Raw genomic sequence first — 23588 nt, 5'->3', positions numbered from 1 at the left:
GCCTGGGGCGCCTTGGGCGGCCTCGACCCGGACGGGCGTGGGCCGCGCGAGGCGGGCGGGCGGGCTCCGGGCCCGGGCCGACCGCGGCCGCCGGGGCGGGAGGGCCGCGCCGGGCCGGGGACCCGGCGGCGTGGGGGTGGCGGTTGGCGGTCCGTCACTTACGTCACCTGCCGGGGGTCGTGGGGGCGGGCCCCGCGGGGGCGGCCGGGGGTGGGGGCGGTGCGGGGGACGGGGTGGCCGGGGGTGCGGTGGCGGGGGCCGAGGGCTGCGGGCCGGGGGGTGTGCCGGGGGCGACGGGGGCGCTCGGGGAGGTGGCTGCGGCGGGCTCCGGCGCGGGGGCGGCCGAGGTCGGGGCGGCCGGCAGGCGCGAGGGGCCGGGGACCGGGACGGGGCGGCGGGCCGCGGACTCGCGCAGGGCGGAGCCGGGGGCGACGCCGGGCTTGCCCCGGACGGTGCCGTCGGGGAACAGGAAGGCCGGGTCGCCGCCGGGGACCATGCCGAGCTCGCGGGCGCGGCGCTGGAGGGCGTCCGGGGCGGCGTACTCGTCGACGTCCTTCTGGAGCTCCTGTTCCTCGTCGGTGAGCTCCTGGGTCTCCTTCTTCAGCTTGGTCAGCTGGAACGACCCCTGGTTCAGCGAGGAGTTGAGGATCAGGAGCGTGATGAGGCCGCCGCCGAGGAGCAGCACGACCAGGAGCACGAAGGGCGTGCGCGCGGCCTGGGCCGGGCCCGCGGGCAGCAGCCGGGCGAGCCGGGCGGCCCTCCCCCGCAGCTCGGGCTTCTTGCTCATACGGCCTCCTCGCGGACGCGGCTCACGGGGCCTCTTCGGTGGGACCGGTCACGGCGCCGTTCACGGGGCCTGCCCGCCGGGGCCGCTCACAGGGCTTCCTCGCGGATGCGCTGCGCACCCCGCAGCCGTGCCGGAGCGGCCCGGCGGTTCTCGGCGATCTCTTCCTCGGTGGGCAGCTCGGCGCCGCGGGTGAGCAGCTTGAGCCGCGGCTGGTACTGCTCGGGCACGATCGGCAGGCCGGGCGGCGCCGTGGTCGCGGCGCCCGCCGCGAACACCTGCTTGACCAGGCGGTCCTCCAGCGAGTGGTACGAGAGGACGGCGATGCGGCCGCCGACGGCGAGCGCCTTCACGGCGTCCGGGATGGCCCGCTCCAGGACGCTCAGCTCGCCGTTGACCTCGATGCGCAGGGCCTGGAAGGTGCGCTTGGCGGGGTTGCCGCCGGTGCGCTTGGCGGCCTGCGGCAGGGAGTCGCGGATCAGTTCGACGAGCCGGGCGCTGTTGCTGAACGGCTCCTTCTCGCGCTCGCGCACGACGGCGGAGACGATCCGCTTGGCCTGCTTCTCCTCGCCGTACGCCCGCAGGATCCGCACGAGTTCACCGGCGGGATAGGTGTTGAGGACCTCGGCGGCGCTGATGCCGGTCGTCTGGTCCATGCGCATGTCGAGGGGGGCGTCCTGGGCGTAGGCGAAGCCGCGGTCGGCCTCGTCGAGCTGCATGGAGGAGACCCCGAGGTCGAACAGGACGCCCTGCACGCGCGGGACGCCGAGCCGCTTCAGGACGTCGGGCAGCTCGTCGTAGACCGCGTGCACCAGCGTGGCGCGGTCGCCGTAGGGGGCGAGCCGCTCACCGGACAGGCGCAGCGCCTCCTTGTCGCGGTCCAGGGCGATGAGGCGGGCCGCGGGGAAGGCGGCGAGCAGCGCCTCGCTGTGGCCGCCGAGACCGAGGGTGCAGTCGACGACCACCGCTCCCGGCTCCGCGAGCGCCGGGGCCAACAGGTCCAGGCACCGCTGGAGCATCACCGGGACATGTCGGGCAGAACTCAATGCACCCTCTCAGGGTCCGGCGCGGACGCCGTACGCACAGCCGGGTCCCCGCCCGCTCATGAAGGGGAGTCCGGCCCGCCGGCGCCGGGGAAGTGGCGTCGGCCGACCGGGAGCGGGAGGAGGCCGAGCCGTACGTACGCGCCGCGCACGTGGGGACTCAAGAAATCTCCGGAACGGTCCGGTCGCGAAGCTCCGGTCCGGTCCAGCGGGAAGCGGACTCCACTCCCGCTTCGCGTCACTTTAGTCCACCCTGTCTCGCGGTCAATCAACCGGCCTGCGCGGCGCGGCCCGGCCGCTCGGGAAGCCGCCGTCCGGACGCCGTCACCGGTTCGGACGTGCCGCTCGTCACCGGTTGGCAGGCACCCCGAGGACCCCTGTGGGTTACCTCACAACAACACCCAATGACGTTCTTTGTCCGCTCTCACAGCAGGCCCACATCAGCTGTGACCACTACGGTCGCAGTCATGACGACTTCCGCATCACTCCCCACGAATTCCGAAGACGCCATGCCCACGAGCGCCGCACGCGAGGACGGTACGGTCACCGACCGTCTCGTCGAGGCCAACGAACGTTACGCCGCCGCATTCACCGACCCGGGCATGGACGCCCGCCCCGTCCTCGGCGTCGCCGTGGTCGCCTGCATGGACGCCCGCCTCGACCTGCACGCCGCCCTCGGCCTCCACCTCGGCGACTGCCACACCATCCGCAACGCGGGCGGCGTGGTCACCGATGACGTGATCCGCTCCCTGACCATCAGCCAGCGGGCCCTCGGAACCCGCAGCGTGGTCCTGATCCACCACACCGGCTGCGGCCTCGAATCCCTCACCGAGGAGTTCCGGCAGGACCTGGAGAACGAGGTCGGGCAGCGGCCGACGTGGGCGGTGGAGTCCTTCCGCGACGTCGACCAGGACGTGCGCCAGTCCATGCAGCGGGTGCGGACCTCGCCCTTCCTCCTGCACTCCGACGACGTCCGTGGATTCGTCTTCGACGTGCGGACGGGCCTCCTCCGCGAGATCGACCCTGCGTGACCGTCGCCTGTTGGGTACCGGACAATCTCCGGTACCCAAAAGGCGACAAGCCCTGACATATCGCCGCCAGTTGTCCGCAGGCGAGTGACACGAACCGGTAAGCCCAACAAGAATGCGTGTGTGGCGTCGCGCTGAACCATTCACGCGTGGCGTCCGTGTTTCGGGGTGGGCCGGTCCGCACGCGAGCGTCGGCCCGGGAAAAGAAGAAACCTGTGCTCCTTGCCGAGCGTGGGGAAGGGCCGAGGAGGGCCGGGTGACGACCTATGACGATCGAGCGAGCCTCACAGATCTGACCACGACCGCGGAGCGTGTCCGCAGGTCGGTCGAGGGTGTGATCGAGGGCAAGCCGGAGGTCGTACGGCTTTCGCTGACCGTGCTCCTGGCGGAGGGGCACCTGCTCATCGAGGATGTACCGGGCGTGGGCAAGACCATGCTCGCCAAGGCGCTCGCGCGCTCCATCGACTGCTCGGTGCGGCGTATCCAGTTCACGCCGGACCTGCTGCCTTCGGACATCACGGGTGTGTCCATCTGGGACCAGCAGCGCCGTGACTTCGAGTTCAAACCGGGCGCGATCTTCGCGCAGATCGTGATCGGCGACGAGATCAACCGCGCGTCCCCGAAGACGCAGTCCGCGCTCCTGGAGTCCATGGAGGAGCGCCAGGTCACCATCGACGGGCAGACGTACGAACTGCCCAGCCCGTTCATGGTGGTGGCCACGCAGAACCCGGTCGAGATGGAGGGCACCTACCCGCTGCCCGAGGCGCAGCGCGACCGCTTCATGGCCCGCGTCTCGATCGGCTATCCGGCCCCCGAGGCCGAGCTGCAGATGCTGGACGTGCACGGCGGGGTCTCGCCCCTCGACGACCTCCAGCCGGTGGCGCACGCGCACGACATGGTGAAGCTCATCGACGCGGTCCGCACGGTCCATGTCGCCGACTCGGTGCGCAGATACGCCGTCGACCTGGTCGCGGCCACCCGCACCCACCCGGACCTGCGCCTGGGCGCGTCCCCGCGCGCCACGCTGCACCTGCTGCGCGCGGCCAAGGCCTCCGCCGCCCTCAGCGGCCGCGAGTTCGCCCTGCCGGACGATGTCCAGGCCCTCGCCGTCGCGGTCCTCGCCCACCGCCTGCTGCCCACGGCCCAGGCGCAGCTGAACCGGCGCACGGCCGAGTCGGTGGTCCACGAGATCCTCCAGCGCACCCCCGTCCCGGCGACCCAGCAGCCCGGCCAGGGCTTCTTCGGCCAGCCGCCCGGCGCGCGGAGGCTGTGATGGCCGCCGGGGGGCCTGCCGCGCGCGCCGAGGACGACCGGGGCGGCCTGCGTACGGCGCTCGCCGGACTGACCACCCGGGGCCGCTCCTTCTTCGCGGCGGGCATAGCCGCCGCCGTGTGCGCCTATGTGCTCGGCCAGAGCGACCTGCTGCGGGTCGGCCTGCTGCTCACGGTGCTCCCGCTGGTGTGCGCGGCCGTGCTCTACCGCACGCGCTACCGCGTCGCGGGCAGCCGCCGCCTCTCCCCCGCGCGCGTGCCCGCCGGTTCGGAGGCGCGCGTGCACCTGCGGATGGACAACGTCTCGCGGCTGCCCACGGGCTTGCTGATGCTCCAGGACCGGGTGCCCTACGTCCTCGGGCCGCGCCCGCGCTTCGTCCTTGACCGGGTCGAGGCGGGGGGCCGCCGCGAGGTGTCCTACCGGGTGCGCTCCGACCTGCGCGGCCGCTATCCGCTCGGGCCGCTCCAGCTGCGCCTGACCGATCCGTTCGGCATGTGCGAGCTGACCCGCTCCTTCTCGACGTACGACACGCTGACGGTCGTCCCGCGCGTGGAGGCGCTGCCGCCGGTGCGGCTCACGGGCGAGGCCAAGGGGTACGGCGACGGACGGCACCGCTCGCTGGCCCTCGCCGGGGAGGACGACGTCATCCCGCGCGGCTACCGCTACGGCGACGACCTGCGCCGCGTCCACTGGCGCTCCACCGCGCGCTACGGCGAGCTGATGGTGCGCCGCGAGGAGCAGCCGCAGCGCTCGCGCTGCACGGTGCTCCTGGACACCCGGGGCGTCGCCTACCAGGGCGCGGGCCCGGACTCGGCCTTCGAGTGGGCGGTGGCGGGCACCGCCTCCGCGCTGGTGCACATGCTCGAACGGGGCTTTTCCGTACGGCTCCTCACGGACACCGGCAACTCGCTGCCCGGTGAGGGCGCGGACGGCTTCGCGGGCGCGAGCCAGGAGTCGGCGGACGCGGCCGGGCTCATGATGGACACGCTCGCCGTGATCGACCACTCGGAGGGCGCGGGCCTCTCGCGCGCGTACGACGTGCTGCGCGGCGGGAACGAGGGCCTGCTCGTGGCCTTCCTCGGCGACCTGGACGACGAGCAGGCCGCGGTGATCGCCAAGATGCGCCGGCGCAGCGGCGCCGCGGTCGCCTTCGTCCTGGACAGCGCGGCCTGGACCCAGGGCCCGCTGCCGACCCCGTCGGCGGCGGCCCAGCACTCGGTGCGGCTGCTCAACGAGGCGGGCTGGACGGCGGTCGCGGTGCCTCCGGGGGTGACCCTGGTCGACCTGTGGCGGCAGGCGGACCGCCTGCGCACCAGCGCGGGTCCGGCGCCGACGGCGGGGACGACGGCCGGGGGCCGGGCATGAGGGGGCGTTCGGGAGCGGGTGACTCCGCGGGTGGCTCCGGCGGCGTGCGGCCCCGGGGACGCCGGTACGACTACGAGAGGTTCTCGGTGAGCCCGGGGGGTGCTTCATGAGTGGGCGTACGCGGCTTGCGCTGTGTGCCACCGCCGCCACGCTGATGGCGTCGGGCGCGCTGCTGCCGCTCGTCGACACGTCGGGCTGGCTCGTGCAGGCGGCGATCCTGCTCGCGCTGCAGAGCGGGGTCGGCGCGCTCGCCCGGCGGGTCCCGCTGGCGCGGCCGGTCACGGTGGCCCTGCAGGCGCTGGTGACGCTGCTGCTCCTGACGCTGGTGTTCGCGCGGGAGCAGGCCATCGCCGGGGTGATCCCGGGTCCTGAGGTCTTCCAGCACTTCAGCACGCTGCTCGAGGCGGGCGGCGACGACGTGGGGCGGTACGCGATCCCGGCGCCGCTCACCGACGGCATCCGCCTGATGGTGGTCGGCGGTGTGCTCGTGGTGGGTCTGGTGGTGGACGCCCTCGTGGTGACGTTCCGCACGGCCGCGCCTGCCGGGCTGCCGCTGCTCGCCCTGTACTCGGTCGCGGCCGGGCTCTCCGGGGACGGCGCCGGGTGGCTGTGGTTCCTGCTCGCGGCGGCCGGGTATCTGCTGCTGCTCCTCGCCGAGGGCCGGGACCGGCTCTCGCAGTGGGGCCGGGTCTTCGGCGGCTCGGGGCACGCCCCCGGGCGGGTCTCGGCCGGGCTCGACAGCGAGGGCGGCGCCATCGCCCCGGTCCGCACGGGCCGCCGCATCGGCGCCGTGGCCCTCGGCATCGCCCTGGTCGTGCCGCTCGCGCTGCCCGCCCTGGACGGGGGCCTGCTCGACGGCTCGGACGGGCCCGGGGGCGGCGACGGGGGCGGGGGCGGCACGATCTCCGCGGTGAACCCGCTGGTCGCGCTCCAGGACAGCCTGAACCAGCCGGAGGACCGCGAGGTCATCTCGTACCGCACGAACGCCAAGAACACCCAGGACCTGTATCTGCGGATCGTTTCGCTCGACAAGTTCGACGGCACGACCTGGCGGACCACCGTCCGCGACATCTCGGACGTCCCGGCCCGTCTCCCGGACCCGCCGGGCCTGTCCCCCGAGGTCCGCAGGACGGAGATCCAGACGAACATCTCGGCCGACGACCGCTACGCGCAGAACTGGCTGCCGATGCCCTACCCGGCCAGCCAGGTCCGCATCGAGGGCCGCTGGCGGTACGAGCCGGTGGGCCGCGCCCTCGTCGGGGACCGCGGCCAGACCACCCGGGGCGCGCAGTACAGCGTGAACAGCCTGGTGGTGGAGCCGACCGCCGAGCAGTTGGCGTCGGCGCCCGCGCCGCGGGCGGACCTGGCCCGGGAGTTCACGAAGGTGCCCGGCTCGCTGCCGTCGGTGGTGGCGTCCACCGCGCGGGAGGTCACCGAGGGGTCGTCGAACGACTACGAGCGGGCGGTGAAGCTGCAGGACTGGTTCGCCTCGGAGGGCGGCTTCACGTACAACACGCAGGTCCGTGCGGGCAGCGGCCCGTCTGCCATCGCCCGCTTCCTGGACCAGAAGGAGGGCTTCTGCGTCCACTTCTCCTTCGCCATGGCGTCGATGGCCCGCACGCTCGGCATTCCGGCGCGCGTCGCGGTGGGCTTCACGCCGGGTTCCGCGCAGGCGAACGGCACCATGTCGGTCGGTCTGCGGGACGCCCACGCGTGGCCCGAGCTGTACTTCGAGGGGGTGGGCTGGACCCGGTTCGAGCCGACGCCGAACCGCGGCTCGGTGCCCGAGTACACCCGTCCGGACACCCCGGCCGAGGACTCCGACTCGTCGGCCGTGCCCGAGCCGTCCGCGTCCACGGCGCCGTCGCCGACGCCCTCGCAGTCCCAGGCCTGCCCGCGCGACCAGCAGCAGCAGGGCGGCTGCACGAGCGCGATGCCGCAGCTCGCGGGTGGGTCCGACGACGACGGGCCGCCGCTCGGCTGGATCGTCGGCGGGACGCTGCTCGCGCTGATCGTCCTGGTGGTGCCCGCACTGCCGATGCTGTGGCGGGCCCGGGTGCGCGCGGTGCGGCTCGGGAGCGGCGGGCGCACGGCGGCGGACGCGACCGCGCGGACCCTGGCGGCCTGGCAGGAGGTCACCGACACCGCCTGGGACCACGGCATCGCCCCGGACGAGTCCCAGACACCGCGGAAGGCGGCCGCCCGGATCGTGCGGGTCGGCGGCCTCGGCACCGGCCCCGCGGAGTCGGTGCACCGGGTGGCGGCGGCGGTGGAGCAGGTCCTGTACGCGCCCAGGCCGCAGCCCGCGCCGGGCCTCGGGGACGACGTGCGCCGCCTGCGGGACGGACTGCGCGCCTCCGCGAGCCGCACGACGCGCCTGCGGGCGACTCTCGCACCGCGTTCGGCCGCCCGGGTGGTGTGGGCGGCGTCGGACCGCTGGGCGGCGCTGACCACCCGCTGGTCGCAGTGGGCGGCGGGCCGCTGGGAGGCCTTGCGGAGGCCCGCGCGCCAGGGGGGCTAGGCCTCCGGCCGGGGGGGCCGGACATGGCCGGATCCCGGCGTGTGTGAGCGACCCCGGCGTGTGTTGTGAGCAGGTGAGCGGCGTCCGGTCCGTGGCCGGGCGCCGCTTCTTTGCGTGCTGACGGGGCCGTGCCGGGTGGGGCGCGGGCGGGTCGGGCCGGGCGGCCGGGCGCGGACATACGTGTGGGGGGTGACCGATGCGTTTCGGTCACCCCCCACATGCATGTCGAAGGGGTCGGCGCGTGAAGGCTTACCGCGGGGCGCTGTGCGTCCGTGCGGGTGGTACCGCCTGAGGAGGCGGCCGGACGGGCTACTGGCCGCCCTGCTGCTCGTCCCTGCGGCGCTGCCAGCGCTGTTCGATGCGGTCCATCATGGAGCGGCGCTGGCGGGACGACTGTCGGCGGCCGGGTGGCGCGCCGGGGCCCGCGGCCGCCGCTGCTCCGGGTGCCTGCTCACCAGGCTTGGGCGCTTTGCGCCAACCAGTGACGGCGAGCACCGCACACCCCAGCATGACGAGGAAGCCCACTACGCTCACCCAGATCAGCTGGGCGACCATTCCGGCCATGAGAAGGGCAATGCCCACCAGGAAGCCCGCGACCGCTTGGTAGACCCGCTTCCGGGTGTACGTACGCAGCCCGCTTCCCTCAAGCGCTGTCGCGAACTTGGGATCTTCGGCGTACAGCGCTCGCTCCATCTGCTCGAGCATGCGCTGCTCGTGCTCCGAGAGCGGCACGGAGTCCTCCTCATCGTGCAGTCGCCGGGGCGACCGGGGGGTCCCCTTCAGGATAGGCAGGGAATCGCCCCCGTGAAACCCGCCCCTCTGCGCCAACTTCGCCAAACCGGACCGTCAGGTCGCTCCGGCTCGCTGAAGCCTGCATTCCCCAGCGGCCGGTCCGTCATGCCGGACGGTGTCCCTCGATCATACGGCGCCGGTAGCCCGTTCGGGGGGCCTGTGGCGTACTCCATGTGCGGCTGCGCCGCTGATCAGCGAGCCGATCCCAGCCGCCACAAGGGCCCCACGCGCCGGTCGGCGCTCAGGCCTCGTCGGCCTCGGTGCCCGCTGTCGCCCCCTGGGTCTCGCCCAGCACGTGCAGCTGGGTGGCCACGGAGTGGAAGGCGGACAGCTCGGCGGCGGCGGCCTCCAGCTTGAGCAGCGCCTCCAGGGCGCCGGGCTCGGTGTCCACGAGGACGCCGGGGACGAGGTCGGCGAAGACGCGCACACCGTGCACGGCGCCGACGCTCAGTCCCGCGCCCTGGACCAGCTCGGTCAGCTGGTCGGCGGTGAAGCGGCGCGGCACCGGGTCGCCCTCGCCCCAGCGTCCGGCCGGGTCGTCGAGGGCCCGGCGGGCCTCGGTGAAGTGTCCTGCGAGCGCGCGGGCGAGCACGGCGCCGCCGACGCCCGCGGCGAGCAGGCTCAGCACTCCGCCGGGGCGCAGGGCGCTGACCGCGTTGCGAACGCCCTCGGCCGGGTCGTCCACGTACTCGAGGACGCCGTGGCAGAGCACCGCGTCGTACCCGCCGCGCTCGACCACGTCGAAGAGGCCGTGCACATCGCCCTGCACGCCGCGCACGCGGTCGGCGACACCGGCCTCGGCGGCGCGGCGCTCGAGCGCGAACAGGGCGTTCGGGCTGGGGTCGACGACGGTGACGCGGTGGCCGAGGCGGGCGACGGGCACGGCGAAGTTGCCGCTGCCGCCGCCGGTGTCGAGCACGTCGAGGGCGGCCGTGGCGTCCGGCCCCTGGCCCGTGGCCTTGAGCCGGCGGTCGAGGGCGTCCTTGAGGACGTCCCAGACCACGGCGGTGCGGAGCGAGGCGCCCGGGCGAGGGGGGTCGGAGCGCGGCGACGCCGTTTGCGTGGGGCGGGGGGAGACGGGCGGGCGCATCGGGTCCGACACGGCAGTTGACTCCTCGGCGCGGCTCCGCCTGGGTCGGCGGGCTGTTCGGGTGCGGGCGCCTCCACCCTATTGCCTTCACGACCGTGCCCCGTCATCCGTCCCACTGGTCGGCCCGGGGGCGTCCGCGCGGGTCAGCGGGGGTGAGGTTCCGCGGGGCGGCGGGGGGGAGGAGGACCCACGGGTCGGCGGGGGTGAGGGCCCACGGGGCAGCGCGGGTCAGGGCCCACGGGGCAGCACCCGCCCTCCCCTGGGCTCCGCCCCCCCGCCTCCCCCCTTCGGCCCCGGGCTCGCCTCCGCTCAGCCGATGTCCGGCGCCTCCTTCCTCGGCTGGGGCAGCACGGGCTGGAGGACGAGCATGCGCTCGACCAGGCGGAGGAACATCGCCACGTCCCGCAGCAGGTCGTCGGCGTCGCGGACGGTCGCGGCGCCCTCGATGCCCGCTTCGGCGCGGGCCCTGCGGGCGGCGCCGGAGGCGAACAGGGCGCTCCACTCGGTCAGTTCGGGTGCTATCTCGGGGAGCACTTCCCAGGCGCTCCGGATGCGCTGCCTGCGGCGTGGGTTCAGCTCGGGGCGGCCGCGGGCGGCGAGGACCGCGGCCGCGGTACGCAGGGCGGCGAGGTGGGCGGTGGCGTAGCGCTCGTTCGACGTGTCCAGGTGGGCCGCCTCGTCGAGTCCGGCGCGGGCCTGGGCGAGCAGTTCGAGGGCGGCGGGCGGGGCCGAGGCCCGGCGCAGCACCGGGTGGACGTCGCTCGCGGGACCGGTCAGTGAGGGGGCAGGGCCGGGGGCGCGGCGCCGGTGTGCGGCTGCGGCGTGAGAACTGGCCATGACGAACCTCCTGTCGTCTGTGTGACGGCGCAGTGGCCGTATGTGCCCATCGTGGAGTACGCCACTGACAATCCGCCCTGACCTGCACTTTTGCCTCGATCGAAGGTTCGGGATAGTTTTTGCACTGACTGGTCAGTTCAAAAACTGGGCCCACGGGCCTCAGCGAATCGGACGAGGAGGGACCGTGGACGGTCCGCACGGCGCCGCCGTCAGCGCGGCGGACTTCGGGCTCAAGGGACCGCGGGGCTGGGCGTTCCGCGGCATCGGCGTCGAGGCCGGGCCCGGGTCGCTCATCGCGGTCGAGGGGCCGTCCGGCTCCGGCCGGACCTGTCTGCTGCTCGCCCTCACCGGACGGATGCGGTCCACCGAGGGCACGGCGCGCGTCGGCCGCCATGTGCTGCCCAAGCAGCTGGCCGCCGTGCGCCGGATCAGCGGGCTCGGCCCCGTCCCCGGCGTGACCGACCTGGACCCCGCCCTGACGGTGGCCGAGCACCTGCGCGAACGGGCCTTCCTTGAGCGGCGGTTCGAGGGCTCGCTGCGCGGGCTCCTGCGGCCGCGCAAGGAGCGGGCGACCGAGTCCCGGCTGCGGATCGACACCGCGCTGCGGGCCGCGGGGCTCGACGTCGAGGCGCTGCCCAAGGGCTCCCGGACCTCCGTACGGGACCTGGAGCGCCTGGAAGTTCTGCGGCTCTCCGTGGCGCTCGCCCTGATCGCACGGCCCCGGCTGCTCGGCGTGGACGACACCGACCTCAAGCTGTCGGACGCCGAACGGGAGGCCGCCTGGGACCTGTTGAGGTCAATCGCAGCGAACGGCACGACGGTCGTGGCCGTGTGCAGCGAGGCCCCCGAGGGCGCGGTCGTCGTATCGACGGCACCGCGCGCGGACGCGGACGTACGCGGCACAGCCGACGTACACGACGCAGCCGGCATACGTGAAACAGCCGACGCGGCCGAAACAGTCGACCACAGCGACGGACACCCCACCGACGACGACAAGGAGACGGCCGATGCGGTCGCCGAAGCTCGCCGCGCTTGAGCTCAAGCGCTTCGGCAGGGGCCGGCTGCCCCGCGCGGCCCTCGTGGCGCTCCTGCTGCTGCCCCTGCTGTACGGCGCGCTGTACCTGTGGTCCTTCTGGGACCCCTACGGCCGCCTGGACAAGATCCCCGTGGCCCTCGTGAACGACGACAAGGGCGCCACCGTCGACGGCAAGAAGCTCAGGGCGGGCGACGGCCTCGCCGAGCGGCTGCTCGACAGCAAGACCTTCGACTGGCACGAGGTGAGCGCCGCCGAGGCCCGCGACGGCGTCGAGGACGGCACGTACTACCTGTCCCTGACGATGCCGTCGGACTTCAGCGAGCGGGTGGGGTCGAGTTCCGGTGACACCCCGGAGACGGGCGCCCTGAAGGTCCGTACGAACGACGCCAACAACTACATCGTCGGGCAGATCTCGCGGACGGTCTTCTCCGAGGTGCGCACGGCCGCCTCCACGAAGGCGTCGCGGAACATGCTGGACAAGATCTTCATCTCGTTCTCCGACATCCACGGAAAGACGCAGAAGGCCGCCAAGGGCGCCGACAAGCTCGAAGGGGGCATCGGCAAGGCGAAGAAGGGCTCCGAGGACCTCGTCGACGGCCTGAAGACCGCCAAGACCGGCAGCGGGGACCTCGCCTCGGGCGTGCGGAAGCTGCACACCGGCGCGGGCGACCTGGAGGACGGCTCGCGCCGGGTCGCGGACGGCACCCAGAAGCTCGCCGACCGCGTGAACGGCGAGGCCGCCAAGGTGCGGCCGTACCTGAAGGACAACGGCAAGGTGCTCGGCGACAGCGCCCAGCTCGTCGCCGACTCCTCCCGCGCGGTGCGGCACAACCTGAAGACCCTCGTCGAGAGGGCCCCGAAGGAGGCGACCAAAGCCAAGGAGTCGTCTGCCGCTCTGAACGGCCTCTACGAAGAGCTGTGTCAGCAGGCCGCCGACGCTCCCGATCAGTGCCCGAAGTTGAAGAAGGCCAAGGAGGTCGCGGCCGACGTCTCGATCATCGCCGGGGACGTCGACACGCTCGTCAAGGACCAGAACGGCGACCTGAAGACCCTCGACACGAACCTCGCCGCTCTCCAGAAGAAGGCCCAGGGTCTCGCCGACCGCGCTCCGCACCTGGACGAGAACCTGGAGAAGACCGTCAGGGACGTCAACGCGCTCAACACGGGCGCCGGAGACGTCGCCAAGGGCGCCAAGAAGCTGCACACGGGCCTCGGCACGGCCAAGACCGGCGCCGCGGACCTGGACACGGGCGTCGGCAAGCTGAAGACGGGCGCGACCGACCTCGACGGCGGCATGTTCAAGCTGGCCGACGGCTCCCAGGAGCTCGCGGGCGGCCTGCACGACGGCGTCAAGAAGATCCCCGACTACGACAAGCAGGACCGCGACCGGCGCACGGACGTGATGGCCGACCCCGTGCAGCTCGCCTCCCAGTCGCTGCACAAGGCGCCCAACTACGGCACGGGCTTCGCCCCGTACTTCATCCCGCTGTCCCTGTGGGTCGGCGCGATGGTGGCGTACATGCTGATCCAGCCGCTCAACCGGCGCGCGCTCGCCGCGGGCGCCCCCGCCTGGCGCATCGCGCTCGCGGGCTGGCTCCCCGTCGCCGCCCTCGGCACCCTGCAAGTGGCGGCCCTGATGTCGGTCCTGCACTGGCGTCTCGGCCTGCAGATGGAGCGGGCGGCCGGGACGATCGGCTTCCTGATCCTGGTGACGGGCTGCTTCGCGGCGATCGTGCAGTGGCTGAACGCACGCTTCGGGGCGGCCGGACGCATCCTCGTCCTCGCCCTCCTGATGCTCCAGTTGACGTCGGCGGGCGGCACCTATCCGGTGCAGACGAGCCCGACGTTCTTCGGCGCGATCCACCCGTACCTGCCGATGACGCACGTCGTGGACGCCCTGCGGCGGCTCATCACAGGCGGCGGACTCGGGCCCGTGTGGACGGCGTGCGCGGTGCTCGTGGCGTTCACCGTCGGCGCCCTGGCGCTCACCGCCGTCTCCGCGCGCCGCAAGCAGGTGTGGACCCTGGACCGGCTGCATCCGGAGCTGAGCCTGTGAACGCGCCGGAACCTGTGAAAATCAAGCTCATGGAAAGCAGTGCGAGCAGCTCGCGGCGTGAGGCCACCCGGCAGAAGCTCTACGAGGCCGCCGTCACCCTCATCGCGGAACAGGGTTTCTCCGCCACGACAGTTGACGAGATCGCCGAGCGGGCGGGCGTCGCGAAAGGCACGGTCTACTACAACTTCGCCAGCAAATCGGTCCTCTTCGAAGAGCTGCTGCGGCACGGCGTGGGCCTGCTCACCGCATCCCTGAAGCAGGCCGCCGACGAGGCCACCCAGGAAGGGGGCCGCAAGGTCGACGCCCTGGACGCGATGATCCGCGCGGGCCTCGTCTTCATCGACCGCTATCCGGCCTTCACCCAGCTCTACGTGGCCGAGCTGTGGCGCACGAACCGCGCCTGGCAGTCCACGCTCATGGTGGTGCGCCAGCAGGCCGTGGCGGTGGTCGAGGACGTGCTGCGCGGGGGCGTGGAGAGCGGTGAGCTCAGCGAGGAGATCGACATCCCGCTGACGGCGGCCGCCCTGGTCGGGATGGTCCTGGTGGCGGCCCTCGACTGGCAGTCGTTCCAGCCGGAGCGCTCGCTCGACGACGTGCACGCGGCGCTGTCGCGGCTGCTGCAGGGGCGGGTGAGCGGCGGCGGGTGAGGGGGCGGATGGCGGGCCTTCCACAGGTCCCTGCGCGGGCCCTTCCACAGGCCCCTTCGCGGGCCCTTCCGCGGGTCCCCGCACGGGCCCGTTCACCCGTTCGCAGTCGTGGCGCGGCGCCGGTCCGGTGGGCCCGTCGCGCGGCGCCGGTCCGGTGGAGCCTGGATGTCCCAGGCCCCGCCGGACCGGCGCTTGTCGCATTCCCCCGCGCGACCCCCGTGGTCGTCCCCCGGTCGCCCCCGTGCCTCGCTCCCGCCACGGGCGAGGCGGGAGGAGCGGCCAAGGGCGCCGCCCGATTCCGCCGCCCCGTGTCGGCGGTTCCGGTGCCGCGCCCTTCTCCGTGCCCTCACTCTCCCGTCCCCGCAGGTCGGGTCCCATCCGCGCGCGTACTCATCTCCGTGCCTAGGTACGGATACTCAGACGTGGGTGCCCATGCCCAGGCGGGCGTCCGTGCCCGGGCGGGCGTCCGTGCCGGGCCGGATCGCGCCCCGCTGGTTACGATCACGCCGTGTCCGTACTCCCCCTGGTGTTCACCAGTGGCTGGGCCAGCGGGATCAACGCCTACGCGGTGGTCCTGCTCCTCGGCGTCTTCGGGGCCACGGGTCTGTCCGACGAGGTCCCGGAGTCGTTGCAGAGCCCCGGCGTCCTCATCACCGCGGGCGTGCTCTTCGGCTGCGAGGCCGTCGCCGACAAGATCCCTTACGTGGACTCGGTGTGGGACGCCGTGCACACCGTCGTCCGGCCCGCCTCCGGGGCGGTGGTGGGCGCGCTGCTCGCCGGGCAGAGCGGCTCCCTCTCGGACGTGGCGGCGGGCGCGGTCGGCGGGTCGACGGCCCTCGCGAGCCACGCCGTCAAGGCCGGGACGCGGATGGCGGTCAACACCTCCCCCGAACCGTTCAGCAACCTCGTCCTGAGCACCGCCGAGGACCTCGGGGTCGGCGGGATCGTCACCTTCGCGATGTTCCACCCCGAGGCCGCGGCGATCATCGCGGCCGTGCTGCTCGTCGCGGGGCTCGTGCTGCTGCTGTTCCTCGCGCACCGGATCCGACGGTTCCTGCGGCGCAGAGCGCAGCGGCGGGAGGAGCGGAGAATGGCGGCGGGGCGACCACCGGACTGATCCCGGCCCGCGCGGGACCGGACGCCCGCCGGGCCGCCCTGGGCACCCGACTCGGCTGTCAGTGGGTGCCGATAAAGTCCCTGGCATGGCACGGATTGTGGTGATCGGCGCCGGGATGGGCGCCATGACGGCCGCCGCCCGGCTGGCCGTGGCGGGCCACCGGGTGGTGGTGCACGAGCGCGCGGGGACGTACGGCGGCGCGCTCGGCCGCGTGGAGCGCGACGGCTTCGGGTTCGACACGGGCCCGGCCCTGCTGCACCTGCCCGCGGTCTACCGCGACCTGTTCGTGAAGACGGGCAAGCAGCCCCTGGAGGACTGCGTCGAGCTGTCCCAGGTCGAGCCCGCCGTCCGCCACGTCTTCGCCGACGGCACCACGGCGGACCTGCCGAACGCCTCCCGCGCGGGCGTCGGCGAGGCCCTGGACAGCGCGCTCGGGGCGGGCGCGGGCGCGCGCTGGGCGGCGTTCATGAACCGCGCGCGGGAGGCCTGGGACCGCGCCCGCCGCCCGCTCCTGGAAGAGCCCCTGTGGCCGAACTGGCAGGTGCTCGCGGAGCGCGAGCCCTACCCCTCGGTCGCCGAGAAGCGTCTGCTGCGCCGTGAGCGGCGCGCTGCCACGCTCGCCCAGGTCGCCGAGTTCGAGCTGGGCGGCGAGCCCCGCCTGACCGCGCTCCTGGAGCACTTCGCGCTGATACGCGGCCTCGATCCGCGCACGGCCCCGGCGAGCGCGGCCGTCCTGCCGTATCTGGAGCAGACCTTCGGCACCTGGTCCGCACGCGGCGGCATGCGGGCCCTCGCGACCGCGGTGTACGAGCGGTGCCGTGCGCGCAGGGTCGAGTTCGCGTTCGGGTCGGACGTCGTGCGGATCGTGACGAAGGACGGGCGCGCGGCGGGCGTCGAGCTGGCGGACGGGACCGTCGTGGACGCGGACTTCGTGGTGGCCGGGGTGCCGCCCCGCGCGCTGGACGCGATGCTGTCCGGCACGGCCGCCCGCGCTCCCCAGGACGTGCCCCCGCAGTCCGGGCTCCCCAGCCGCCTCACCGTCCTGCTCGCCCTGCGCGGCGCCCGCCCCCAGGGCACCCCGCAGCAGACGGTGCTGCACACCACGGACCGCGCGGACGAGCTGAACCACGTCTTCGGGCGCCCCGACGGCAGCGGCTCCCCCGGCATCCCCGCCGCCCCGACCCTGACGGTGCTGCGCCCGGACGACCCGACGTCCACGCCGGACGCGGAGCACGAGGCCGTGACGCTGACCGCCGTGGTCCCCGCGGGCGCCGAGGTCACCGACGCGGACGTGCGACGGCTGACCGCCCGCGCGGCCGCGGTGGTGCCCGGCCTGGACGGCCGCCTCCTGTGGCAGGAGGTCCGTACGCCCGCGCGGGTCGCCGAGGCGACGGGTGCCGACGGCGGCGCGGTCCCCGCCCCCGCCCTCGCCGCCGCGGCCGGACGGCATCTGCACCCGGCCAACAGCACGGCGGTGGCGGGGCTCTACGCGGTCGGCGGCTGGTCGCACCCCGGCGGCGGGCTGCCGCACGCGGGCATGTCGGGCACGCTGGTCGCCGGACTCATCGTGGAAGGACCGGATTTCCGCGGCTCCCAGTGAGCGGACCGAGCATCGCGAGCCGCGTCAGCACCGTGGCCCGACTCAGCACCCTGCCCGGCCTCAGTACCGGTACTGCTGCTCCCCGTTGACCCCGGGCTCGTAGCCGAACTGCCCCCCGGGCTCCGGCGGCAGCCCCTCGCCCTGGAAGGGCGGGTAGCCGGGCTGCTCGGGCGGGAGTTCCGCGCCGTAGGGCGGCGCGGGCTCGCTCGTGCGCTGGTGCGGGACCCAGACGCCGCCGGGCGGAGTGTCCTGGTAGCCGCCGCCGTAGGTGTCGCCCCCGTAGGACGCGTACGGCTGCGGGTCGGCGTAGCTGTCGTAGCCCGGCTGCGCGCCGTAGGACTGCGGGCCGATGTACGGGTCGGAGTAGGCGGCGTAGCGCTGCTCACCGGTCTCTCCGTAGGCGAAGTGCAGCGGGTCCTGCGGCTCCTGCTGGGCCTGGGCGCCCTGCGGGTCGTACGGCGGGTAGCCGTCGAAGCCGTAGCCGTCACCGGCGGTCTGCTGGGCGTACGCCGTGTCGCTGTAGACGCCGTACTGCCCGGTGTCGTCGGGCATGGGCTCGGGCTCGAACACACCGGGGCCCGTGGGCTGCTGATCGAGAACGTCGGAGGCGGGCGGTCCGTTCTCGGCGGCGGCCGCGTCGTACTCCAGGTCGGAGACCTGGAGGGTCGGCTCCGCGGGGGCGCCCCGGGAGACGCTCTTGCGGCGCCTGCTCGCGCCCGGCTGACCGCCGAGCGCCCAGCCGGTCGAGAAGCCGCGGCGGAACGACAGCGTCACGTACGTCTGCCCGGTGGCGAACGCGATCGCACCGATCGCGATGACCACCACCGACGGCATCAGGACGCCGAGAACGACACCCAGGAAGCCGACGAACGCAAGGAGTCGCCAGCGCAGCCGCGCCTTGTACTGCAACAGCACCTCGCCGAGCAGCCACAGCGCGACTCCGCCGAACGCGATGTAGAGGACCGTCCAGCCCATGTACGCCCCTCTCCCCTGCGGCCGCGGCCCCAGGGGTACGACCGGTCAGGCCTGCTGGTGATGCAGGCCCAGGTTCTCGTAGATCTCCAGCGTCGCCGTGGAGTTGTTCAAGGTGATGAAGTGCAGCCCCGGCACTCCTTCGGCCAGCAGCTGCGCACAGAACTCCGTCGCGAACTCGATGCCAATGGAGCGTACAGCCGCGGGATCGTCTTTGGACCGGAGGATCCGCTCTTTCAGTTCCGGCGGGAAGTCGGCGTTGCTGAGCTGCGGCAAACGCTCCAGTTGGCGCACGTTCGTCACCGGCATGATCTCAGGGATGATCGGCGTCCCGCAGCCGGCCGCCTCCACGCGGTCGCGCAGGCGCAGGTATTCCTCCGGGTGGAAGAACATCTGGGTGATCGCGTAGTCGGCGCCCGCGCGGCACTTGTCGACGAAGTGCGCGACGTCCGTCTCCCAGGAGTCCGAGCGGGGGTGCATCGCGGGGAAGGCGGCGACGCCCACGCAGAAGTCACCGGACTCCTTGATGAGGCGCACCAGCTCGGCGGCGTAGGTCAGCCCCTCGGGGTGCTTGACCCACTCGCCCATCGGGTCGCCGGGCGGGTCGCCGCGCAGCGCGAGCATGTTGCGGATCCCGGCGTCCGCGTACTGCCCGATGATGTTGCGCAGCTCGGCGACGGAGTGGTCGACGGCGGTGAGGTGGGCGACGGGCGTCAGCGTCGAGTCGGCGACGATCTGCTGGGTCTCGCGCACCGTGCCCGCACGCGTGGAGCCGCCGGCGCCGTACGTCACGGAGACGAAGCTGGGTGCGACGGCCTCGACCCGGCGCAGCGAGTTCCAGAGGATCCGCTCGCCCTTGGGGGTCTTCGGCGCCGAGAACTCGAACGAGTACGTGGTCTTGCCGGTCGCGAGCATGTCACGCACGGTGCGTGCGCGGTCAGTCCTGGTGGAAGCAGTGCCTAGGGCCATACCGGCAGGTTAGCCAGGCCGGGACGGTCGCCCAACCGCACGTTGGTCATTTGTCCCGTTAGTCGGTTTGTTGTCCACGCATCGGACACCATGGGGGTGTTGCTCAAACAGGAGTACGGATGCGGGTGTGGGCGCACAGGAGTGCGGGCCGGGCGGCCGTCAGGCCGTGCGCAGGCGCTTCGCGAAGTCCGCCGCGGCGGCGCCGGGGTCGTCCGCCTCCGTGATGGCGCGGACGACCACCACCCGGCGCGCGCCCGCCTCGACGACCTCGTCCAGATTGCCCGCGTCGATGCCGCCGATCGCGAACCACGGGCGGTCGGTGCCGAGCCCGGCCGTGTACCGGACCAGGTCGAGGCCCGGGGCGTGGCGGCCCGGCTTCGTGGGCGTCGGCCAGCACGGGCCCGTGCAGAAGTAGTCCACGCCCTCCTGGACGGCGGCCGCCGCGGCCTCGTGCTCGGCGTGCGTGGAGCGGCCGATCAGGACGTCGTCGGCGGTCGCGCCGAGGATGGCGCGGGCCGCGGGCACGGGCAGGTCGCCCTGGCCCAGGTGCAGCACGTCGGCGCCGGCGGTGTGGGCGACGTCCGCGCGGTCGTTCACCGCGAGGAGCTTGCCGTGGCGGCGGCACGCGTCCGCGAAGACCTGGAGGTGCTCCAGCTCCTCCGCGGCCTCCATGCCCTTGTCGCGCAGCTGCACGATGTCGACGCCGCCCGCGAGGACGGCGTCCAGGAACTCGGGGAGGTCCCCCTGGCGCTTGCGCGCGTCGACGCACAGGTAGAGCAGGGCGTCGGCGAGCCGGGCGCGCGCGGAGGCGCCCGCCGTGTCGGTGGCCATGAAGGGGTCCCCCCGTGTCGGTGGCGTGCGGGCCGCGGCCCGCACGCCGGACGATTGTCTCAGGTCAGACGGCGAGCGCCTGCGCGCGGCGCTTCACCTCCGTCCCGCGATTCTCGCTCAGGGCCTGCGCGGGGGTGCCGGGCAGGGTCGGGTCGGGGGTGAAGAGCCACTCCAGTGCCTCTTCGTCGGTGAAGCCGTCGTCCCGCAGGAGCGTCAGGGTGCCTACGAGGCCCTTGACCACCTTGTCGCCGTCGATGAAGGCGGCGGGCACCTGCAGCGTGCGGTTCTCACCGCGGCGCACGGCGATCAGCTGGCCCTCCTTGACCAGTTGGCGCACGCGCGTCACCTCCACGTCGAGCATCTCTGCGATGTCGGGGAGGTGCAGCCAGGCGGGGACGAGAGCATCGGTCTTTGCGTCAATCTCGGTCACGGATCAAGCGTGCCATTTCTGGCCGGGGGCCGGTAGCGGGGGTGGGGGGCGGGTGCGCCCCACGGTGCCCCATGGGGGTATTGACAGCCTGAGTGGCCCTTGAGACGACCCGGAACCGGGGCCATCACCGAGCGGCGGGCCAGGGCGGGACCGTCAGCCGCTCGACGGCTGAAACGAGGCGGTGGCGGGAGAGAGCCCGGTCAGGAGGCGGCGGCGCGCTTCAGGGGGGTGGCCGGGTCCGCCGTCAGGGTCGGGTCCAGGCGGGCGCCGGACTCGATCAGCTTGCGGCCCTGGGCCAGGTCGCGCGGGCGGCCCACCGCCAGCAGGGCCCTCAGGGCGCCGTCCCGGAGCCAGCAGACCGACCAGGCGGGCGTGGCCGGATCCCCGCGCCAGATCAGCTCGTCGCCGGGGGCGTGCTGCCCCGCGTACTGGACGAAGCGGCCGAACTGCTCGGACCAGAAGTACGGGACGGGGTCGTACGCCGCCGGGCTCTCGCCCACGATGGCGGCCGCGACCGTGCGCGGCCCCTGGACGGCGTTGTCCCAGTGGTGCACGAGCAGCCGCTCCCCGTACCGCCGCGAGGGGAAGGACGCGCAGTCGCCGACCGCGTACACGTCGGGCACGGACGTGCGCAGGTGGTCGTCGGCGAGCACCTCGCGGTGGGCGCCGAGCGCGATGCCGGAGCCCGCGAGCCACGCCGTCGCGGGCCGCGCGCCGATACCGACGACGACGGCGCCCGCGGGCAGCCGGGTGCCGTCGTCGAGGAGGACCGCGCCGGGCTCGACGCGCTCCACGCGCGCGTGTGTGCGCAGTTCCACCCCGGCGTCGGCGTACCAGGCCGTCATCGGCGCCGCGACCTCGGCGGGCAGCGCGCCCGCGAGCGGCCGGTCCGCGGCCTCCACCACGGTCACCGAGCAGCCCGCATCCCGCGCCGCCGTGGCGAACTCCGCGCCGATCCAGCCCGCGCCGACGACCACGACGTCGTGCTGTTCGGCGAGTACGGGCCGCAGCCGCTCCGCGTCGTCGAGCGTGCGCAGCAGATGCACGCCGGGGACGCCGTCCGAGCCGGGCAGGCGGATCGGTTCGGCGCCGGTCGCCAGGACCAGGCTGTCGTACGCGACCGGGCCCGCCTCGGTGTCCAGTTCGTGGTCGGCGGGGCGGACGCCGGTGACGTCGACGCCGAGCCGCAGCTCGACGCCGAGGGCGTCGAAGTCGATGTCGAAGGCGGAGCCCTCCGCCTTGCCGAGCAGCACCGCCTTCGACAGCGGCGGCCTGTCGTACGGCTGATGGGGCTCCGCGCCGATCAGCGTGAGCGTGCCCGCGAACCCCTGCTCGCGCAGCGCCACGGCCGACTGCACCCCGGCCATCCCGGCGCCGACGATCACGACGCGCCGCCCCGACTCCACCCGCTTCTGCTCCTCGCTCACCCGATCAACTGTAGGGCCGCGCCACCGGCCGCGGACCCGACGGGCTTAACCGGCCGCGGGACGACGGGCTACGCTGGCCGTGCAGAGCACTCGCGGGAGCCCGGACGCACCGGGCTGAGAGGGAGGCTGGGACGGCCTCCGACCGTACGAACCTGATCCGGGTCATGCCGGCGAAGGGAGGGGCTGGACGCCCATGCGTTCCCGTACGAATGCAGATCCGCAGACGAGCACGAGTACGCCTACGAGCACCACGAGTACCCGTACGAGCACGAGCGCGCAGGCGAGTACAGGGCCGAGCGCGACCACGAAGCCGAGCGCCGGCACCGACGTCCTCGTCATCGGCGGCGGTGTCATCGGGCTCGTCACCGCCTGGCGGGCCGCGCAGCGCGGGCTCGCCGTCACCGTCGTCGACCCCGAGCCGGGCGGCGGCGCGGCGCAGGTCGCGGCGGGCATGCTGGCCGCCGTCACCGAACTCCACCACGGCGAGCAGACCCTGCTCGGCCTCAACCTGGCCTCCGCACACCGCTATCCGGACTTCGTGGCCGAGCTGACGGAGGCGACCGGGCACGACGTCGGCTATCGCGCGTGCGGCACGCTGGCGGTCGCCCTCGACTCCGACGACCGCGCCCACCTGCGCGAACTGCACGCCCTCCAGCAGCGGTCGGGGCTCACACCGCAGTGGTTGAACGGCCGCGAGTGCCGGCGCCTGGAGCCGATGCTCGCTCCGGGGGTACGGGGCGGGCTGCGCGTCGACGACGACCACCAGGTCGACCCGCGCAGGCTCGCGGCCGCTCTCGTCGTGGCCTGCGAGCAGGCCGGGGTGACGTTCACGCGGGCGTGGGCGCGGGAGCTCTCGGTCGTACGGGGGCGGGCCGCCGGTGTCGTCCTCGCCGACGGCACGGCGGTCACCGCCGGGCAGACGGTGCTCGCCGGGGGCAGCCTCAGCGGGCGGCTCGCGGGGGTGCCGGGCGACGTGCTGCCGCCTGTGCGGCCCGTGAAGGGGCAGGTGCTGCGGCTCACGGTGCCGGGGCGGTACGCGCCGTTCCTGCACCGCACCGTGCGGGCGGTCGTACGCGGCAGTCACGTCTATCTGGTGCCGCGCGCGAGCGGTGAGCTGGTCGTCGGTGCGACCAGCGAGGAGCTGGGCTGGGACACCACGGTCACGGCGGGGGGCGTGTACGAACTGCTGCGCGACGCCCACGAACTCCTCCCCGGCATCACGGAGCTGCCGCTCACGGAGACCCGCGCCGGGCTGCGGCCCGCGTCCCCCGACAACGCGCCCCTGCTCGGCCCCACCGCGCTGCCCGGCCTGCACCTGGCCACCGGGCACTACCGCAACGGCGTCCTCCTGACGCCCGTCACCGGGGACGTCATGGCGCACGCGCTGGCCACGGGCGAACTGCCGGAGGTGGCACGGGCGTTCACCCCGGCCCGCTTCGCCACGACCCCACAGCCACCCTTCGCCCTCCCCACCCCTCCCGCCCCTCCCACCTCCCCCGCCTCCCCCACACCCCCCGCCTCCCCCAAGGACCTCACGGAGCTGTCCGCATGAGCACGCCGATCGCCGTATTCGCCGTCTCCGTCAACGGAGAAGTACGAGATGTGGCCGCCGGGACCACGCTCGACACCGTCGTCGCCCAACTGTCCACCGCGCACTGCGGTGTCGCCGCCGCGCTCAACGAAACCGTCGTCCCGCGCGCGGAGTGGGCCGCCACCGCGCTCAGCGACGGCGACCGCGTCGAAGTCCTCACCGCCGTCCAGGGAGGCTGAC

Annotated in this window: 21 protein-coding genes and 1 riboswitch; of the genes, 11 read left to right on the top strand and 10 right to left on the bottom strand. The window is 73.9% G+C overall.

The window, feature by feature from the left end:
* Positions 1 to 163: 163 nt before the first annotated feature.
* Positions 164 to 787 carry a septum formation initiator family protein gene (locus QUY26_RS29685; protein WP_289951944.1) on the bottom strand — a complete coding sequence of 208 codons (624 nt, stop codon included), beginning with the start codon at positions 785 to 787 and terminating at the stop codon, positions 164 to 166.
* 86 nt (positions 788 to 873) lie between these two features.
* Positions 874 to 1830 (bottom strand): 16S rRNA (cytosine(1402)-N(4))-methyltransferase RsmH, encoded by a 957-nt coding sequence (rsmH, locus tag QUY26_RS29680; RefSeq protein ID WP_289951942.1) that lies wholly within the window; start codon positions 1828 to 1830, stop codon positions 874 to 876.
* A gap of 464 nt (positions 1831 to 2294) precedes the next feature.
* Here rsmH and QUY26_RS29675 point away from each other — a divergent pair, with 464 nt between their 5' ends.
* From QUY26_RS29675 to QUY26_RS29660, 4 genes are all read left to right on the top strand, one after another.
* Positions 2295 to 2858, top strand: a complete 564-nt coding sequence (locus tag QUY26_RS29675; RefSeq protein WP_289951940.1) for a beta-class carbonic anhydrase — start codon at positions 2295 to 2297, stop codon at positions 2856 to 2858.
* Positions 2859 to 3111: 253 nt separating this feature from the next.
* Complete coding sequence (locus QUY26_RS29670) at positions 3112 to 4128, top strand: AAA family ATPase (RefSeq protein ID WP_289951939.1); 1017 nt, start codon at positions 3112 to 3114, stop codon at positions 4126 to 4128.
* On the top strand, positions 4128 to 5492 hold the full coding sequence (locus QUY26_RS29665; protein ID WP_289951937.1) for a DUF58 domain-containing protein: 1365 nt from the start codon (positions 4128 to 4130) through the stop codon (positions 5490 to 5492). The genes QUY26_RS29670 and QUY26_RS29665 overlap by 1 nt, the downstream gene beginning before the upstream one ends.
* A gap of 106 nt (positions 5493 to 5598) precedes the next feature.
* Positions 5599 to 8013: a transglutaminase TgpA family protein gene (locus QUY26_RS29660; protein WP_289951936.1), complete on the top strand. Its 2415-nt coding sequence runs from the start codon at positions 5599 to 5601 to the stop codon at positions 8011 to 8013.
* Positions 8014 to 8322: 309 nt separating this feature from the next.
* Here the strand turns inward: QUY26_RS29660 and QUY26_RS29655 are convergent, their stop codons facing one another.
* The 3 genes from QUY26_RS29655 to QUY26_RS29645 all read right to left on the bottom strand — a co-directional run bounded on the left by QUY26_RS29655 (position 8323) and on the right by QUY26_RS29645 (position 10732).
* On the bottom strand, positions 8323 to 8745 hold the full coding sequence (locus QUY26_RS29655; RefSeq protein ID WP_289951934.1) for a DUF3040 domain-containing protein: 423 nt from the start codon (positions 8743 to 8745) through the stop codon (positions 8323 to 8325).
* 301 nt (positions 8746 to 9046) lie between these two features.
* Positions 9047 to 9907 (bottom strand): methyltransferase, encoded by an 861-nt coding sequence (locus QUY26_RS29650; RefSeq protein ID WP_289951933.1) that lies wholly within the window; start codon positions 9905 to 9907, stop codon positions 9047 to 9049.
* Positions 9908 to 10204: 297 nt separating this feature from the next.
* Entirely contained in the window at positions 10205 to 10732 is a 528-nt protein-coding gene (locus QUY26_RS29645) for an SAV_6107 family HEPN domain-containing protein (RefSeq protein WP_289951932.1), read from the bottom strand.
* A 184-nt stretch (positions 10733 to 10916) separates the two neighbouring features.
* Here QUY26_RS29645 and QUY26_RS29640 point away from each other — a divergent pair, with 184 nt between their 5' ends.
* The 5 genes from QUY26_RS29640 to QUY26_RS29620 all read left to right on the top strand — a co-directional run bounded on the left by QUY26_RS29640 (position 10917) and on the right by QUY26_RS29620 (position 17188).
* Positions 10917 to 11768, top strand: a complete 852-nt coding sequence (locus tag QUY26_RS29640; protein ID WP_289951930.1) for an ATP-binding cassette domain-containing protein — start codon at positions 10917 to 10919, stop codon at positions 11766 to 11768.
* The gene (locus QUY26_RS29635; protein WP_289951928.1) at positions 11740 to 13824 is read left to right on the top strand and encodes a YhgE/Pip family protein; all 2085 of its coding nucleotides are present in this window, start codon (positions 11740 to 11742) and stop codon (positions 13822 to 13824) included. Before QUY26_RS29640 ends, QUY26_RS29635 begins: the two co-directional genes overlap by 29 nt.
* Before the next feature lie 29 nt (positions 13825 to 13853).
* Positions 13854 to 14471, top strand: coding sequence for a TetR/AcrR family transcriptional regulator (locus QUY26_RS29630; RefSeq protein ID WP_289951926.1), 618 nt, complete (start codon positions 13854 to 13856; stop codon positions 14469 to 14471).
* Positions 14472 to 14979: 508 nt separating this feature from the next.
* Positions 14980 to 15588 (top strand): DUF4126 domain-containing protein, encoded by a 609-nt coding sequence (locus QUY26_RS29625; protein ID WP_289951924.1) that lies wholly within the window; start codon positions 14980 to 14982, stop codon positions 15586 to 15588.
* A gap of 85 nt (positions 15589 to 15673) precedes the next feature.
* Entirely contained in the window at positions 15674 to 17188 is a 1515-nt protein-coding gene (locus QUY26_RS29620; protein ID WP_289951922.1) for a phytoene desaturase family protein, read from the top strand.
* A 60-nt stretch (positions 17189 to 17248) separates the two neighbouring features.
* On the opposite strand, the gene QUY26_RS29615 is transcribed toward QUY26_RS29620, so the two are convergent.
* The 5 genes from QUY26_RS29615 to QUY26_RS29595 form a co-directional block, all read right to left on the bottom strand.
* A complete protein-coding gene (locus QUY26_RS29615) occupies positions 17249 to 18163 on the bottom strand; it encodes a hypothetical protein (protein WP_289951921.1) in 915 nt (304 codons plus the stop codon).
* 45 nt (positions 18164 to 18208) lie between these two features.
* Positions 18209 to 19129 carry a methylenetetrahydrofolate reductase [NAD(P)H] gene (gene metF / locus QUY26_RS29610; RefSeq protein ID WP_289951919.1) on the bottom strand — a complete coding sequence of 307 codons (921 nt, stop codon included), beginning with the start codon at positions 19127 to 19129 and terminating at the stop codon, positions 18209 to 18211.
* Between the two features lie 159 nt (positions 19130 to 19288).
* Positions 19289 to 19960: a thiamine phosphate synthase gene (gene thiE, locus QUY26_RS29605; RefSeq protein ID WP_289951917.1), complete on the bottom strand. Its 672-nt coding sequence runs from the start codon at positions 19958 to 19960 to the stop codon at positions 19289 to 19291.
* A gap of 64 nt (positions 19961 to 20024) precedes the next feature.
* The gene (locus tag QUY26_RS29600; RefSeq protein ID WP_289951915.1) at positions 20025 to 20390 is read right to left on the bottom strand and encodes an Rv2175c family DNA-binding protein; all 366 of its coding nucleotides are present in this window, start codon (positions 20388 to 20390) and stop codon (positions 20025 to 20027) included.
* Between the two features lie 200 nt (positions 20391 to 20590).
* The gene (locus tag QUY26_RS29595; protein WP_289951913.1) at positions 20591 to 21817 is read right to left on the bottom strand and encodes an NAD(P)/FAD-dependent oxidoreductase; all 1227 of its coding nucleotides are present in this window, start codon (positions 21815 to 21817) and stop codon (positions 20591 to 20593) included.
* A gap of 82 nt (positions 21818 to 21899) precedes the next feature.
* Positions 21900 to 22013, top strand: a riboswitch (TPP riboswitch).
* Between QUY26_RS29595 and thiO the strand changes: the two genes are divergently transcribed.
* Together thiO and thiS are read left to right on the top strand one after the other, a co-directional pair.
* Complete coding sequence (gene thiO, locus QUY26_RS29590; RefSeq protein ID WP_289951911.1) at positions 22011 to 23369, top strand: glycine oxidase ThiO; 1359 nt, start codon at positions 22011 to 22013, stop codon at positions 23367 to 23369. It overlaps the preceding riboswitch by 3 nt.
* The gene (thiS, locus tag QUY26_RS29585; protein ID WP_289951909.1) at positions 23366 to 23587 is read left to right on the top strand and encodes a sulfur carrier protein ThiS; all 222 of its coding nucleotides are present in this window, start codon (positions 23366 to 23368) and stop codon (positions 23585 to 23587) included. Before thiO ends, thiS begins: the two co-directional genes overlap by 4 nt.
* The last annotated feature ends 1 nt before the right edge of the window (position 23588 follow it).

The organism is Streptomyces flavofungini, assembly GCF_030388665.1.
GTDB classification, from domain to species: Bacteria; Actinomycetota; Actinomycetes; order Streptomycetales; family Streptomycetaceae; genus Streptomyces; species Streptomyces flavofungini_A.
Note: the sequence above shows the minus strand (reverse complement) of the source record. Positions and strands in the feature narration are given on the sequence as shown.

Bases quoted from the DNA above. Each gene is read 5' to 3' on its own strand.
- QUY26_RS29685 (WP_289951944.1), bottom strand. From the start codon at position 787: ATGAGCAAGAAGCCCGAGCTGCGGGGGAGGGCCGCCCGGCTCGCCCGG.
- QUY26_RS29675 (WP_289951940.1), top strand. From the start codon at position 2,295: ATGACGACTTCCGCATCACTCCCCACGAATTCCGAAGACGCCATGCCC.
- QUY26_RS29665 (WP_289951937.1), top strand. From the start codon at position 4,128: ATGGCCGCCGGGGGGCCTGCCGCGCGCGCCGAGGACGACCGGGGCGGC.
- QUY26_RS29660 (WP_289951936.1), top strand. From the start codon at position 5,599: ATGAGTGGGCGTACGCGGCTTGCGCTGTGTGCCACCGCCGCCACGCTG.
- QUY26_RS29645 (WP_289951932.1), bottom strand. From the start codon at position 10,732: ATGGCCAGTTCTCACGCCGCAGCCGCACACCGGCGCCGCGCCCCCGGC.
- QUY26_RS29635 (WP_289951928.1), top strand. From the start codon at position 11,740: ATGCGGTCGCCGAAGCTCGCCGCGCTTGAGCTCAAGCGCTTCGGCAGG.
- QUY26_RS29630 (WP_289951926.1), top strand. From the start codon at position 13,854: ATGGAAAGCAGTGCGAGCAGCTCGCGGCGTGAGGCCACCCGGCAGAAG.
- QUY26_RS29620 (WP_289951922.1), top strand. From the start codon at position 15,674: ATGGCACGGATTGTGGTGATCGGCGCCGGGATGGGCGCCATGACGGCC.
- QUY26_RS29615 (WP_289951921.1), bottom strand. From the start codon at position 18,163: ATGGGCTGGACGGTCCTCTACATCGCGTTCGGCGGAGTCGCGCTGTGG.
- metF (WP_289951919.1), bottom strand. From the start codon at position 19,129: ATGGCCCTAGGCACTGCTTCCACCAGGACTGACCGCGCACGCACCGTG.
- thiE (WP_289951917.1), bottom strand. From the start codon at position 19,960: ATGGCCACCGACACGGCGGGCGCCTCCGCGCGCGCCCGGCTCGCCGAC.
- thiO (WP_289951911.1), top strand. From the start codon at position 22,011: ATGCGTTCCCGTACGAATGCAGATCCGCAGACGAGCACGAGTACGCCT.
- thiS (WP_289951909.1), top strand. From the start codon at position 23,366: ATGAGCACGCCGATCGCCGTATTCGCCGTCTCCGTCAACGGAGAAGTA.